Origin of the sequence: Halomonas sp. A29, from assembly GCF_046723295.1 — a bacterium.
Taxonomy (GTDB): Bacteria; Pseudomonadota; Gammaproteobacteria; order Pseudomonadales; family Halomonadaceae; genus Halomonas.
In genome coordinates this window covers 272,212-287,164 of record NZ_JAXQPR010000004.1, presented here as the reverse complement: position 1 = coordinate 287,164, position 14,953 = coordinate 272,212, and the positions used below count along the sequence as shown (strand labels likewise).

Sequence of the window (14,953 nt, the reverse complement as noted above, 5' to 3'; positions counted from 1 at the left end):
CTACGAAGCCGCAGCGCAGCGCCATTACGGTTACACTGTGTAATCGTGGCGCTGGCTGACATCGCCACCTTCTTAACTGAGGTTTCCACAGGAGGTGATGTCGATGTTTGCCCATCGTCCCCAGGCTATTCGCCTGAGCCAGATCCTTGCCTTCGTTGCGCTCATGGGTGCCTGCGGTGTCGCAACCGCCAGCCCCGAGCGGCTCGAAGCCGACCTGCGTGCCCTGTTCGGTGAAGGCGGCAGCCTCTCGCTGGGCAAGGTCTCGAGTGCCATGCTGCGCTCGCGCGTCACCGCCGAAGATATCGTCTTCGAAGCGCAGGAGGGCGAGCGTCTGCTGATCGAGCGCTATATCGTCAGCGGCGACTATGACGCTCCCGACGAGGTGATGCTGGAAGGCATTCGTATCGAGGACAGCCTCACCGAGCTGACCATGATGAGCGCGGAGCGCATCGTTCTGGGCGAGCCCTCACGTGCGGTGTTCCCGCTGCATACGGAGCTGGACCCCAAGGAGGTGCGCCTCGGCAGTCTTGCCATCGATGGCCTGGTATTCGAGATGGCCTCGGAGCTTGCCGAAGAACTTCTCTTCGATACACCGTTGCAGTCGGGCCAGGGGCGCATGACCATCGATAAGATTCGCGGCGAGTCGCTGTCCCATGCGGCCATCGGCATGCTCGAGCTGACCGGTGTGGCCGGAGTGGCAGAGGAGCTGGACGAGTTCGGGTCGGGCTCCTTCACCCTGGCCTCGCTGCGCCTCGAGGGGCTGACGGGAATCGATACCGAAGGCGAGGAGAAGCTGGCTTCGCTGGTAATGAGCGATTTCGTCGTGGAAGCGAGTGAACTGACGGGCAGCCTGGCCTTGCTCGATATCGATGGCGATTTTGAAGACGGCAAGGGCGGGGTGCGCCTCGAGGGGCTGCATGTCGACCTGGCGCGTATGATCGAGCTCGCACCCGAGGACGAGCGCACCCAGTTGCGCATGGTCAGCAACGTCTTGACCAATGGCAGCGGCGAGCTGCGGCTCGACGCTGCCTTCCTGGGCAGCTGGAAGGAGAAGGGCGAGCACAGCGTACTCGTCAGTGACAGCCAGATCGACATGCACGATGCCCTGCGCCTGGCCTTCGACATCAACCTGCCGGTGCTGCTGCCGACGGGGGTGATACCGGCCGATGCCTTCGCCGACATGCAGTGGCTGGAAAGCGCGACCCTGTTGGGCGGCGACCTGCGCCTGAGCCTGACCGACCAGGGCCTCTTTGCCCGCCTGGCCACCTTGGGTGCGGCCATGGAAGGTATCACCGAGTCGCAGTACATCGAGCAAGCCCGCACACAGGCCCAAGGCTTCGGCATGATGTTCGGTCCGGAAGCTCAAGCGGTTCTGCTGGGGCTGGTGGAGCTGCTGGAGGGGGCCGCCGAGCAACTGGAAGTTCGCATGACCCTGCCGTCGCAAAGCACCATGTCCAGTTATACGAGTGATCCGCTGGGGTTGCCGAGTAAGCTCAATCTAAAAGTCGAGACCCGCTAAGGAAACACTTACAAATGCCTGCGCGAGGGAATCGCTGCGTTGCGCGGTGCTCAGAATCCTCACATATACCCCATATGTTCCGGTTCTTGTGCTCCGTGCGCCTTGCGCTTCATCTCGCTCGTCGATTTGTCTAGCGTCCCTCACTAAACCCAACATGAGAATTTCTGCGCTGTCCCATGACGGCCTTTCATGTGAAAGCCGGCATGGGCTGGGGTATCATGGCGCATCCTGATTCTTCCCGCGATGAGGTTTCCCGCCGATGTTCAGCCGTGACATGACGATTGCCGGTTTCGATGACGCCCTGTTCGATGCGATGCAAAAAGAGGTCGCTCGCCAGGAAGCTCACATCGAGCTGATCGCCTCCGAGAACTATGCCAGCCCCCGCGTGCTCGAAGCCCAGGGTAGCCAGCTGACCAACAAGTACGCGGAAGGCTATCCCGGCAAGCGCTATTACGGCGGCTGCGAGTACGTCGACATCGTCGAGCAGCTGGCCATCGACTACGCCAAGCAGCTGTTCGATGCCAGCTACGCCAACGTCCAGCCACACTCCGGTTCCCAGGCCAACAGTGCCGTGTTTCAGGCGCTGGTCAAGCCGGGCGACACCGTACTGGGCATGAGCCTCGACGCGGGCGGGCACCTGACCCACGGCGCCAAACCGAATTTCTCCGGCAAGCACTACAATGCCGTACAGTACGGCATCGACGACACCGGTCGCATCGACTACGAGGAAGTGGCCCGCCTGGCTCGTGAGCATCAGCCGAAGATGATCATTGCCGGCTTCTCCGCCTATTCCCAGATCATCGACTGGGCCAGGTTCCGCGAGATCGCCGATGAAGTCGGCGCCTACCTGCTGGTCGACATGGCCCACGTGGCCGGCCTGGTGGCCGCCGGGGTCTACCCGACTCCGCTGCCCCATGCTCACGTGGTGACCACCACTACGCACAAGACCCTGCGCGGCCCGCGCGGTGGCCTGATCCTCTCCGCCGAAGGCAACGAAGAGATCGAGAAGAAGCTGCAGTCCGCCGTCTTCCCAGGTGGGCAGGGTGGCCCCCTCGAGCACGTCATCGCCGCCAAGGCAGTGTGCTTCAAGGAAGCCATGGAGCCCGGCTTCAAGGCCTATCAGCAGCAGGTGGTCAAGAACGCCCAGACCATGGCCGGTGTCTTCATCGAGCGCGGCTATGACGTGGTCTCCGGCGGTACCGAGGATCACCTGTTCCTGCTCTCACTGATCAAGCAGGGCCTGACCGGCAAGGACGCGGACGCCGCCCTGGGGCGCGCCCACATCACCGTCAACAAGAACGCCGTGCCCGGTGACCCGCAGAGCCCGTTCGTCACTTCCGGCCTGCGTATCGGCACCCCGGCGGTGACCACTCGTGGCTTTGGCGAAGGTGAGTGTCGCGAGCTGGCTGGCTGGATCTGCGACATTCTCGATACCATGGCCAGGGGCGAAGACAGCGCTGGTGTCGAGTCGGAGGTGAAGGGCAAGGTCGAAGCCGTCTGCGCGAGCTTCCCTGTCTATCGCTGATCGCGTGCGAGAGTTGCCCAACACCCCGCGCCGTGTCACACGGCGCGGGGTGTTTCGTTGGAGCAGCTTGACTGCGGGCCTGACTGAAGACGCGGGGTCGTTGGGTTACTCGATGATCAGGTTGCCGCTACCGACCATCTTGGCCACCAGATCGACCGCATCGGAGGCATCGAAGGCCAATTGCAGGTCGGCAAGGGAGGCGTTGTCGAAAATGATCTTCTGGTCGACGCCGTTGCCCTGGGTTTCGATATGCAGTTCGGCCTTGCCGTCTCCTGCGGTGAAGAGCAGCTCTGCATCGCCACCAAGCAGGTCCTTGAGGTCGATCTTGTCACCTTCCGTCTTGCTGAAGTCCATGATCCTGTCGACGGCAGGAGCGCTTACGCTGCCCTGATCGCCCAGCATCCACTTGAAGGTGTCGGCCCCCGCACCGCCCCAGAGGGTATCGTCTCCCTGACCACCCACGAGGAGGTCATCGCCGTTGCCGCCGAAGAGCTGGTCGTTGCCTGCTCCGCCGTACAGGATGTCGTTGCCGTGGCCGCCGAACAGGACGTCATCCCCGCTGGAACCGAAAACGGAGGTGGCATCACCATTAAGCGTGTCCTGTCCCCTGAAACCGAAGAGGATGTCATCCCCAACGGCGGGGTTTTCCAATGTGCCGTCGCCGGATGCCTCGGTTCCCAGAAGCTGGTCACCAGGCGCTGGGCTGCCGGTTGCACCGGCCTTGAAGGTGAACGTCTCGTAGTAGGTGTTGCCAGCGCTATCGATCACCTCGATGGTCATGGTGAATGTGCCGTCGCCTTCCTGAATGTCTTGCCCATCTTTCAGTTTCAGGACATTGCCATCCACGATTTCGAAGCGACTCTGTTCATCGATGATAGAGAAGGTATGGGTATCTCCCGCATCGGTATCGATCGCGGTCAGCGTGCCGATGGTGGCACCTGTCGCGGTCGAGTTCTGGGGGTTCGATCCCTTGAGGCTGTCAGCGAACGTCGGGTCGATATCGAGGCGAATATCGGTCGGGGCCTGATTTTCGCCCTCACCGCCAGGAACGGAGTAGCTATCGAAGAACCAGCGTTCCTGCACGGCCTTTCCCTTGCTCCACTCGAAGGAAGCCTTCTCACCCGGAAAAAGATCTGCCAGCGCGAAGCTGCCGCTATCTCCGAAGGTCAGGTAAGGTGCACCATCGCTGCTGTTCTGGTTGATCTCGACCTTGAAATCCCCCCGCAGGAAGGCATCGAGCATGTCGCCATCGAGTTGCGCCTGTAGCCAGGAGGTGACGCCGGTGTCCGTTAGCACGACGCTGTTAAGCCACGCCGAGTACTCCTTGGAAAAGACATTCTGGCTATCCAAGGTGGTATTGCCGAGAAACTCAGAGAAGGATGTCATTGGGTTAACCCTCGATGCCTGATTCGTTCTAGGAGGAACAGGCATTGCCCGGGCTGGGCTTGCTGCCTGTTTCGCCGCCTTGTGTTTTCCTTCGTTCTTGTCAAGGCGCTCTGTTCAGGCAACCCGGCTATCTCGCTGGGAAGCGAGACCCGTGGCTTTCCGTCCCTGCATTGCTGCAGGTTTGGCGGTACTGATGGCGCTAAGCGCAGCGCCTGTAGAGAAGTAAGCTTCCTGCGGGCGACCGGCTCAATACAAATTGTTACCCAAAAGTAAATTTGTGCAACTGTTTTGTTGTGCGGCAGTGGGCGCCGGTCTTCTTCGGGTATGAAGAGAATCACTCCTGTCGATCATTTTTCTACAGCTCGGAGTCTCTTTGATCCATCGCGTGCTACCGTGAACGAAACGGCTTGTATCTTTTCGTAAGGGCTTTTCACGCCAACCTCAATCTCGCAGGTGACCCTCGATGGGCAGGAAAGGGGAAGTCTCGGAGCTTCAGCATGCGCTGCATGCCAGCCGGGCTTCCTTTGTCTTGGTGGGTCTCTTCAGTCTCTTCGTCAATCTGCTGATGCTGGTACCGGCCATCTACATGCTGCAGGTCTACGACCGCGTACTTGCCACCATGAGCGTCGAGACCTTGTTGATGCTCACTCTGGTGGTGGTCTTTCTGTTCGTCGTCATGGGGCTGCTCGAGCTGGTGCGCTATCGCATACTGGTGCGTGTCGGCAACCGCCTCGATCTTCGCCTCAGCGGCAGGCTCTATCAGGCCATGTTCCGACGCAGCCTGCTCACGGGTAGCCGGCAGTCGGCCCAACCGCTCACCGACCTGGCCACCCTGCGGCAATTTTTCTCCGGCAATGGGCTGCTGGTCTTCTTCGATGCTCCTTGGGTGCCGGTCTATCTGGCAGTGCTGTTTCTCTTTCATCCCTGGCTGGGATTGTTCGCTACGCTGGCCGGCCTGTTACTGCTGATACTGACCGCTGTCGGCGAAAAGATTACCCAGCCGCTGCTGAGCGAAGCCGCCGCCGAGCAGATCGGAGCGAATGAGCTGGTCGATGCCAACCTGCGCAACGCCGAGGCGCTGCATGCCATGGGCATGTTGCCCGGAATGCTGACGCGCTGGTCGCAGCGTCATCAGCGCTACCTGGCTGGACAGTCGCTTGCCGGTGACCGCGGCGAGGCGCTGGCGAGTACCGCGCGCGTGCTGCGCTTGCTGGCCCAGTCGCTGATCCTGGGGCTTGGAGCCTGGCTGGTGTTGAGGGCGGAACTGACGCCGGGAATGATGATCGCAGGCTCCATTGTCATGGGACGGGCGCTGGCGCCCATCGATCGCATGATCGGTACCTGGAAGGGCTTCGTCTCCGCCCGTGGCGCCTATCGCCGTCTCGCGGAGCTGTTGCTCAAGGCGCCGCTGGAACCTGAGCGAATGCCGTTGCCGAGCCCAAGAGGCCAACTGCGCCTCGAGAACGTGACCGCGGCCGTGCCGGGAGGGCGGGTAGCGGTCCTGCGCAACATCCAATTCGAACTGGCCCCCGGCGAACACCTTGGCATCATCGGGCCGAGCGCCGCCGGAAAATCCTCCCTGGCTCGGGTCATGCTGGGGATCTGGCCGGTCGTGGCCGGCAAGGTGCGCCTCGATGGCGCCGACATCGCCTGCTGGAAGCGTGAAGCGCTGGGACCGTACATCGGCTATCTGCCTCAGGACATCGAGCTGTTCGACGGCACCGTCGCCGAGAACATCGCCCGCTTTGGAGAGGTCGATTCATCCCGGGTGGTAAGCGCGGCGCGCAAGGCAGGCGTGCACGAGATGATCCTGACCCTTGGCGATGGCTACGACACCGTGATCACCTCCGGCAGCGGCCTTTCCGGTGGGCAGCGACAGCGCCTGGCCCTGGCGCGCGCCCTCTATGGCGACCCCGTCCTGGTGGTACTGGACGAGCCGAACGCCAACCTCGACGACCGTGGTGAGCAAGCCCTGGCGGCCGCAATGTCGACGCTCAAGCAAGAGGGCGTCACGCTGTGCGTCGTCAGCCACCGAATCAGCGTGCTGAAGGGGATGGACCGGCTGCTGCTGTTACGCGATGGCGAGATGCAGCTATGCGGCCCACGTGAAGAGGTGATGGCGAGCCTGGCCGTCAAGCCGGTACCCGTCACCTCTGCAGAGCCACACGCAAGCGTAGCGACGTCGGCAAGGATGCCCGTGGAGAGACGACAATGAACATCGGGCACGACCTGCACGAGCGCAGCGGTGCGAGGGCTCGTGGTTCGACGATCGAGCTGGCACCACCGCACGTTCCCCTCGACGAGCGCCGCTATCATCGTCTCGGCTTGCTGGTGTTGCTGTTGGGGCTGGGGGGATTTGCCGGCTGGGCCTTTACCGCGGAACTCTCCGTGTCGGTGGTGGCGCCGGGTCATGTGGCGGCGGAAACTTTCCGACGTACGGTTCAGCACCTCGAGGGAGGGATGGTGCGTGAGATTCTGGTGGAGGACGGCGATGCGGTGATGGCTGGTCAACCCCTGATCGTGATCGATGATACCCAGGCCCGCAGCCAGCTGCAGATTATGCGTTCGCAGTATCTCATTCAGCGGGCGACGGAATTGCGTCTGCTGGCCGAGCAGCGGGGCAGTGAGATTCTGGTGTTCCCCGAAGAGTTGACGGCAAGCGACCTGCCAAGGGTCCAGGAGGTGCTGGCCCTGCAGCAGGCATTGTTCGTCGCCCGACGCCAATCTCATCGCAGCACCCTGGAGGCTCTGGACGAACAACTGGTGCAGCTACGCCGCCAGCTCGAGGGATTGGAGGAGACGGTCCGCCTGGGCGAACGCCACCTGGCCTCGTTTCGCGCTGAGGAGAACGACCTGCGCGGGCTCTTTGCCAGGGGGCTCGTCAATAATCTGCGGCTGCGAGAAGTCGAGCGTGACCTGCTGCAACTCGAGAGCGAGGTGGCTGGCCGACGTGCCGAGATCGGGCGGCTTGGCTCGCAGCTGAGCGAAAACCGCATGCAGCGTGAGATACGCATGCAGGAGTTCCACAAGGAAGTCGGCGAGCAGCTGCGCGACGTTCAGGCTCGTGTGGCGGAGGCCGAGGAGCGCATTGTCTCGCTGTCGGATCAGGTGCTTCGCACCATCATCATGGCACCAGTTGACGGAACCGTAGTGGAGCGCCGGGTACACTCGGTCGGCGATGTGGTTCGCCCCGGGGACTCTCTGCTCGACCTGGTGCCGGCAGGGGATGGATTCCTTATCGAGGCGCGCGTGCCTGGACGCGACGTCGATCGGCTATATCCAGGCCAGGCGGCGGAAATCCGATTTTCCGCCTTCAATCAGCGCCTCACCCACTCGATCCTGGCCGAAATCGTCTACATCAGCGCAGATAGTCAACTCGACGAGGCGACCGGAGCCCGCTTCTATCGCGTGCGACTGAGGGTATCCGACAGCGGGCGCCAGGCGATGGACGGCCACATGCAATTGCTGGCGGGCATGCCGGCTGAGGTCATGATTCGCACCGGCGAACGCACCTTCGCCAGCTATCTGCTCAAGCCGCTCACCGATATGTTTGCCAGGGCAGTGCGCGAGGAGTGAAAGCGCCTACCCTAGCCGTACCATCAGGCGATGAAGGGGTCGTCGTTGAGCAGGAAGTCGTTGTACCAGATCTCGCGTGCCTCGTCGTTGCGGGCGAAGAGGAAGAACATGCCATCCGTCGCCGCACCTACGGCATGAACCGGGGTCTGGGCATCGATCATGTTCTCACCCGACTGGCCGCTGGCCATGATCTTGATGCCGGGATCTGCGGCATTGAAGACCAGTTCCGTCGAGGACGACACCTTGTAATGGATGTCGCCATAGGGGCGTGAGGAATTCTCCTGGTAGAAGATGAAAATCCGGTCGTTATCCTCGTCGAATACCAGTGTCGGCCGGCTGGCCTTGTGCGACGAAGCATGCACCAGCACGGGGCTGTCCCAATCGCCCGGCACTCCCTTGACCGCCCAGATCGCATCCTTGTCGTCCTTGACGGTAAGGATAATGCTGTTGCCATCCCAGAGCGCGGCGACATGGTTGTCCAGCACGATGGCATCGGTAATCGTCTCGATGATCCAGCCGCTGGCATAGCCGCCAGGTGAGGATGGCGTCGCCTGGTAGGCGAGCTTCCAGTGGCCCGTCGAATCGTCGCCGTAAACGAGGCCGACGTAGTCGACTCCGTCTATCTGAAAAGCGACGAAATCGACCTTGTTGTCGCCGTTGCTGCCCGAGACCGTGCTGGGGCCACTGTCGATGGTGACCGTTGCCCAGGTGGCGAGGCTGGAAGAGGTAGGATAGGCCAGCTTCAGGCCCGCAGCGCCGCCCGATGCCGAGGGGCCGATCATGGCCACGACCGGAATGCCGTTCTGGTCCAGTCCGAGGGATATTTCGGTATTCCTTTCCCATTCGGCTCCGGCCACCTTGCCGCCGGAACCGGCCAGCTGAATGTTCAGGCTGATAGAGAACGTCTCTGCCTGGTCGTCGTAGCTCATCTTGTAGAGCCGAGGTTTTGTCTCGCTGGGCCCGAAATTGAGGACATAGAGCGTGTCGCTCTCGTCGTGCCAGGCGATATCGGCGCGGCGCCCGCTGCTGAGCATGGTGGGGCTTGCGCTGGTCCAGCCGCCCATGGTGCCGGGCTCGGGCAGGGTGCCGTCGAAGCGGTAGACATGCCAGCCGGTCTGCTCTGGTAGTACCGCCCACCACTTGCCGGCGTGGAAGAAGCTCTTGTTGGCATTGGTGTGTTCGAAGTTGCGCCTGTCGCTGGTGCCGAAGGCCGTGGCAATGTACGAGGTCTCCAGCGGCAGGGGAGGGGGTACGTCATGCGTAACGGAGACGATGACGGTGGCAGAGGCGCTCTCCAGGCTGCCATCGGAGGCGCGATAGGTGAAGCTGTCGCTGCCGATGAAGCCTGCATTTGGCGAGTAGGTTATGGTTCCGGTCGGGTTCAGCGTGACGCTGCCGTTGGTCGGCTGGGTGAAGCTGCCCACCGTCAGCGGATCGCCGTCCGGGTCGCTGTCGTTGGCCAGCACGGCGATCTCGACGGCCACACCCTGAGCGGTCGTGGCGCTGTCGTCGTTGGCCACGGGCGGGTTGTTCACCGGTGGTTCGCCACCGCCCTCGAAGCGGTACTCGACGATCAACTTGGGCGGTACGCTACCTTCCGCCGAGGAGAAATCCCAGCCGTCGGGCCCCAGGGGTAGGAAAGCCCAGCCGTAGTTGGGCTGACCGTCGGCCCAGGCCTGCAGGCTGGCAGTGACGTCGAGCCGGGTGGTGCCGACAGGCACGAAGCCGGTGTTGAGGTCATATTGCAGCATCGCTTCCTGGCCATCGGCCTGTATGCCGCTGCTCAGGCTGTTCCAGGTATCGGTATCGTTCCACGGCATCAGCATGCGGTGCAGGCGTGCGCCGTCGCCCTTGCCGGTGGTGTTGAGCTCCAGCGTGGCGGAGACGATGATGGCGCCGAGCGGAATCTGCCCGGCCTCGCTACCGAAGATGTGCTCGAAGCGCAGCAGCGTCTGCACCTCGCCCTTTCGGTCCACGCTGTCGACGGTAAGCGACGTCGAGGCTGCCTGGCTGGCGTTGGGCGAGGCCTGGTGCAGGTAGGTGTCCTTGATGCCGGTGTAGCCACCTTGCCCCTGCTGGAACTGGACGCTGCCGGTGGTCGGTGGTGTCGAACTTTCAGGTTCGACGGTGACATGTACCGAGGCAGGGTCGCTCTCCAGGGCGCCGTCCCAGGCGCTGTAGGTAAAGGTGTCATCGCCGACGAAGCCAGGCATCGGTGTGTAGGTGAGGTTGCCGTTGGGGCTCAGCGTGACGCTGCCGTTGGCCGGCTGGGTGAAGCCGATCACCGTCAGCGGGTCGCCGTCCGGGTCGCTGTCGTTGGCCAGCACGTCGATCTCGACGGCCGTCCCCTGTGTGGTCGAGGCGCTGTCGTCGTTGGCCACGGGCGGGTTGTTCACCGGTGGTTCGCCACTGCCCTCGAAGCGATACTCGACGATCAACTTGGGCGGTACGCTACCTTCCGCCGAGGAGAAATCCCAGCCGTCGGATCCCAGGGGCAGGAAAGCCCAGCCGTAGTTGGGCTGACCGTCGGCCCAGGCCTGCAGACTGGTAGTGACGTCGAGCCGGGTGGTGCCGACGGGCACGAAACCGGTAACCAGGTCGCCCTGGGCCATGGCCTCCTGGCCATTGGCCTGTATGCCGCTGCTCAGGCTGTTCCAGGTGTCGGTATCGTTCCACGGCATCAGCATACGATGCAGCCGGGCGCCGTCGCCCTTGCCGGTGGTGTTGAGCTCCAGCGTGGCGGAGACGATGACGGCACCGAGCGGAATCTGTCCGGCCTCGCTACCGAAGATGTCTTCGAAGCGCAGCAGCGCCTGCACCTCGCCCTTCTTGTCCACGCTGTCGACGGTGAGTGACGTCGAGGTTGCCTGGCTGGCGTTGGGCGAAGACTGGTGCAGGTAGGTGTCCTTGATGCCCGCGTAGCCCCCTTGTCCCTGCTGGAACTGAATGGTGACAGCGGCTGATTCGGCCTCGTTCAGCGCGCTCAGTGCTATCAGACCAGACTCTTTCTCCTCGCCTGGTTGAATCGATGAGCTCATGACCAATCCCCCCCCACGGTCCCTGCGACCATTTGTTACTGTATGTTAGGAAATTTTACCGATAGGCTTCTACCTCAAAGAGACAATCCTCCGACTCTCAGGAATCCCATGCTGGCGGTCGGAGCCTTTCCTGCACCGTCTGCCCCCGGTCAGCTTTACGCCGGACCTGATCTGGGTCGGTCTTTTGCCTCTAATTGCCTCTAATTGCCTCTGTTGCCAGAGCCGCCTTCCGTTATGCTTGAGGTAAGCAATTAAACTTGGCGGACCATGAGCTTATGTCGACATTGACGTTTCAAGGCGCGGTGGGAGAAGTCACCGGTTCGCGCTACCTGATTGAAGTCGAGGGAGGCGAACGCTCCTATCGGATACTGCTGGAGTGTGGCCTGCACCAAGGCGGCAAGGAGGCGGATACTGCCAACGCAGCACCCTTCGGTGCCCTGGCGAAGCGGCTCGATGCCGTGGTGATCTCGCACGGCCACCTGGATCATGCCGGGCTGCTGCCCAAGCTGGTCCGCGAAGGTTATGGTGGCCTGATCCACTGTACGCGTGGCACGCGTGATCTGCTCGATATCATGCTCGAAGACGCCGCTTTCATCATGGCCAAGGACGTCGAGTGGGAGAACAAGAGGCGCAAGCGTAACGACAGGCCTCTGCTCGAACCTCTCTACGAGATGAAGGATGTGGAGCGCACGCTGGAGCTGTGCAAGTCGCACGGCTATGGACAGCCCGTCCAACTGCCTGGCGGCGTAACGCTGGTATTCCGGGATGCTGGCCATATTCTGGGGTCGGGCATCGTCGAGCTGACAGTGCCCTCCGGGGGGCAGATGAAGCGCCTCGTCTTCTCGGGAGACTTGGGCAATGCCAGTTCGGTACTGATGAAGGAGCCCGAAAAACTCTATGACGCCGATCTGGTGCTGATGGAAAGCACCTATGGCGACCGCGACCATCGACCTCTCGATGAGACGCTTGAGGAGTTTGCGCAGGTGCTGGAAGAGGCCCACGCCAGCGGTGGCAACGTGCTGATTCCCGCCTTTGCCGTAGGTCGCACCCAGGAGATCCTCTATCATCTCAGCGTGCTCTACCACGAAGGGCGGCTGCGCCAGCAGATGGTGTTCCTCGACAGCCCCATGGCGATCAAGGTTACCGAGCTCTACCATCGTGCGCGCAAGTCGCTGGATGCCGAGGACCTCAAGGTTCTCAACATTGCCGCCAGCGGCGACACCAGCCGCTACCTGCCGATTCTGCGCATGACCCGTTCGGTGGAAGAGTCCATGGCCATCAACCGCATCCATGGCGGGGCCATCATCATCGCCGGGGCCGGCATGTGTACCGGCGGCCGTATCGTTCACCATTTCCGCTACAACCTCGAGAAGTCCAATACCCGGCTCGTCATCGTCGGCTTCCAGGCCGCTGGCACCTTGGGTCGCCAGCTCGTCGACGGCGCCGAGCGGGTGCGCGTGCTGGGCCAGGATCTGACGGTAAAGGCCAAGGTACACACCATTGGCGGCTTCTCCGCTCATGCCGGCCAGAGCCAACTGATCGGCTGGGCAGGGGCGTTCCGTGAACAGCCGCGTTTCTATCTGGTGCATGGTGAACCGGAGGCCCAGAAGACGCTGAAAACCGCGCTGGCCGATAGCGGTATCGAGGCCGAAATACCCGCCCACGGTGACCAAATCCAGCTCTAGGAGTGCCAGTGGTTTGATTCAAGCGGGGGCGGACGCGAGTCTGCCCCTTTCTTTTCAGGGCCCTCGTCCAGCTTGGACAGAACCCGAGCTCGAGTTTGAGCCGACATTTTCGACGGTTGCTCTTTCTTGATCTCAATCAAGATGCGTCGAGTTGTCACAGGTCAGCATTTCCAGGATGAGCTAGGCTAGGTTTATGTGATTTTTATATTAATATATTCTTTTTGGAAATAAGTTGGCGAGGCGTCACATGAGAAGAAATGTTGGTGGTATAGATAAGGTGATGCGTGTCGTGGTCGGCGCGGTGCTGATTGGCCTAGCGCTGACCGGCGCCATTGGCGCCTGGGGCTGGGTCGGCGTGCTGCCGCTGGCCACCGGACTGCTTAATTTTTGCCCTGCTTACGGTCTGCTGGGAATCAGTACCTGCAAGAGGTGAGCATTATGAACAAGCCGGTCGTGACCCACTTTTTTGATGAATCCACCAACACTTTCAGCTATGTGGTAAGAGACCCTGAGAGCCATGCCTGCGCAATCCTCGACTCGGTTCTCGACTTCGATTACGCCGCCGGGCGCACTGATACTCGGTCGGCTGACGAGATCATCGCCTTCATCCGGCGTGTTGGGTTGAAGGTCGAGTGGATTCTCGAGACCCACGTGCATGCCGATCATCTCTCAGCGGCGCCTTACCTGCACGAGAAGCTGGGTGGCAAGACCGGCATCGGCGCCAGGATCACGGTAGTGCAGGAGGCCTTCGGCAAGGTCTTCAATGCAGGTACCGAATTCGCCCGCGACGGCAGCCAGTTTGACCGTCTATTCGAGGAGGGCGATGCCTTCGCCATTGGCAAGCTTGAAGGGCGAGTGTTGCATACACCGGGCCATACCCCGGCCTGCCTGACATATGTCATCGGCGATGCCGCCTTCGTCGGCGACACCCTGTTCATGCCGGACTACGGCACGGCCCGCTGCGACTTTCCCGGTGGCGATGCCCGCACTCTTTATCGATCCATCCAGAAGGTGCTGGCGCTACCGGGCGCAACCCGACTCTTCCTCTGCCATGATTACAAGGCACCGGAACGCAAGGAGTACCAGCACGAGACCACCGTAGCTGAGCAAAAGACCCATAACGTGCACGTCCGCGACGGTATCAGTGAAGAGGAGTTCGTCCGGATGCGTACCGAGCGTGATGCCACCCTCGACATGCCGAAGCTGATCCTGCCGTCGGTACAGGTCAATATGCGAGCCGGCCACATGCCTTCGCCCGAGGACAATGGCCAGGTCTATCTCAAAGTGCCGATCAACCGCTTCTGAGTGCGGTTGAGTCTGAATCTGTCGAGGGAAAAACGTGGACTGGAGTGCAAGCCTGCAGGGGCTGGTTGGTGGAATATTCATTGGCCTCTCGGCCGTCTGGTTGATGGCCACGCTTGGTCGAATCGCCGGCATCAGCGGTATCGTCGGTAGCTTGGTTACCATGCTGCCCAAGGGCGACAGCGGCTGGCGCGTGGCTTTCGTGCTGGGCCTGGTCAGTGGCCCTCTGTTGCTGATGCTGCTGGGAGGAGGGCTTGGCAACGTGGCCGGTGCGCCTGGCGAGGTGATCGGCCAGCCTGCCGGTGGGGTGGGGCTGATGCTGGTTGCGGGCCTGCTGGTGGGTGTGGGCACCGGCCTTGGCAGCGGCTGCACCAGCGGGCATGGTGTGTGCGGTCTGGCGCGTCTGTCGCCGCGCTCGCTGGTGGCCACGATGACGTTCCTGGCCTGTGCCATCGTCACCGTCTATGTCGTGCGACACCTGGCAGGGGGTGGTGCATGAAAACGCTGATGGGCTATATCGCCGGTCTGCTGTTCGGCCTGGGACTGGCGCTTGCCGGCATGACCGACCCCGCACGAGTACTCGGCTTCCTCGATCTTTTCGGCGCCTGGGACCCGACACTCATGTTCGTACTCGGCGGGGCCGTGGTGACCACTTTCACTGGCTACCGGCTGGTATTCCGCCGTGAGCGACCGATGGTGGGAGAAACCTTCCAACTGCCCTCCCGCCAGGATCTGGATGCCCGGCTGATGGGAGGAGCTGCCCTGTTCGGCATCGGCTGGGGTCTCTCAGGGTACTGCCCCGGTCCAGCCATTGCTTCCATCGCCGGGATGACGGCGCCTCTTTTCGCCATGTTGATTGCCATGGTGGCGGGCTGGTTCCTGGCCAGGGCCTTTCCTGCCCGCACATGATCGTTGCTGCGGT

Annotated in this window: 11 protein-coding genes and 1 riboswitch; of the genes, 9 read left to right on the top strand and 2 right to left on the bottom strand. The window is 62.0% G+C overall.

Going from position 1 to position 14,953, the window contains the following annotated elements:
• Nucleotides 1-103 precede the first annotated feature (103 nt).
• Together SPH52_RS09635 and glyA are read left to right on the top strand one after the other, a co-directional pair.
• Nucleotides 104-1,519: a hypothetical protein gene (locus tag SPH52_RS09635; protein WP_411794802.1), complete on the top strand. Its 1,416-nt coding sequence runs from the start codon at nt 104-106 to the stop codon at nt 1,517-1,519.
• A gap of 259 nt (nt 1,520-1,778) precedes the next feature.
• Entirely contained in the window at nt 1,779-3,044 is a 1,266-nt protein-coding gene (glyA, locus tag SPH52_RS09630) for a serine hydroxymethyltransferase (protein ID WP_411794801.1), read from the top strand.
• A gap of 105 nt (nt 3,045-3,149) precedes the next feature.
• On the opposite strand, the gene SPH52_RS09625 is transcribed toward glyA, so the two are convergent.
• Entirely contained in the window at nt 3,150-4,430 is a 1,281-nt protein-coding gene (locus SPH52_RS09625) for a calcium-binding protein (RefSeq protein ID WP_411794800.1), read from the bottom strand.
• A gap of 114 nt (nt 4,431-4,544) precedes the next feature.
• A riboswitch (cyclic di-GMP riboswitch) is annotated at nt 4,545-4,626 on the bottom strand.
• 267 nt (nt 4,627-4,893) lie between these two features.
• On the opposite strand from SPH52_RS09625, the gene SPH52_RS09620 reads away from it, so the two are divergent.
• Complete coding sequence (locus SPH52_RS09620) at nt 4,894-6,645, top strand: type I secretion system permease/ATPase (RefSeq protein ID WP_411794799.1); 1,752 nt, start codon at nt 4,894-4,896, stop codon at nt 6,643-6,645.
• Complete coding sequence (locus SPH52_RS09615; protein ID WP_411794798.1) at nt 6,642-8,006, top strand: HlyD family type I secretion periplasmic adaptor subunit; 1,365 nt, start codon at nt 6,642-6,644, stop codon at nt 8,004-8,006. The genes SPH52_RS09620 and SPH52_RS09615 overlap by 4 nt, the downstream gene beginning before the upstream one ends.
• Before the next feature lie 23 nt (nt 8,007-8,029).
• Here SPH52_RS09615 and SPH52_RS09610 read toward each other — a convergent pair whose 3' ends face one another.
• A complete protein-coding gene (locus SPH52_RS09610) occupies nt 8,030-11,044 on the bottom strand; it encodes an Ig-like domain-containing protein (protein ID WP_411794797.1) in 3,015 nt (1,004 codons plus the stop codon).
• 275 nt (nt 11,045-11,319) lie between these two features.
• Between SPH52_RS09610 and SPH52_RS09605 the strand changes: the two genes are divergently transcribed.
• The 5 genes from SPH52_RS09605 (at nt 11,320) to SPH52_RS09585 (ending at nt 14,940) form a co-directional block, all read left to right on the top strand.
• On the top strand, nt 11,320-12,729 hold the full coding sequence (locus tag SPH52_RS09605; protein ID WP_411794796.1) for an MBL fold metallo-hydrolase RNA specificity domain-containing protein: 1,410 nt from the start codon (nt 11,320-11,322) through the stop codon (nt 12,727-12,729).
• Nucleotides 12,730-12,976: 247 nt separating this feature from the next.
• Nucleotides 12,977-13,162, top strand: coding sequence for a DUF2892 domain-containing protein (locus SPH52_RS09600; protein ID WP_411794795.1), 186 nt, complete (start codon nt 12,977-12,979; stop codon nt 13,160-13,162).
• Between the two features lie 5 nt (nt 13,163-13,167).
• The gene (locus SPH52_RS09595) at nt 13,168-14,034 is read left to right on the top strand and encodes an MBL fold metallo-hydrolase (protein WP_411794794.1); all 867 of its coding nucleotides are present in this window, start codon (nt 13,168-13,170) and stop codon (nt 14,032-14,034) included.
• Between the two features lie 34 nt (nt 14,035-14,068).
• A complete protein-coding gene (locus SPH52_RS09590; RefSeq protein WP_411794793.1) occupies nt 14,069-14,530 on the top strand; it encodes a YeeE/YedE family protein in 462 nt (153 codons plus the stop codon).
• Nucleotides 14,527-14,940: a DUF6691 family protein gene (locus tag SPH52_RS09585; protein ID WP_411794792.1), complete on the top strand. Its 414-nt coding sequence runs from the start codon at nt 14,527-14,529 to the stop codon at nt 14,938-14,940. Before SPH52_RS09590 ends, SPH52_RS09585 begins: the two co-directional genes overlap by 4 nt.
• Nucleotides 14,941-14,953 lie beyond the last annotated feature (13 nt).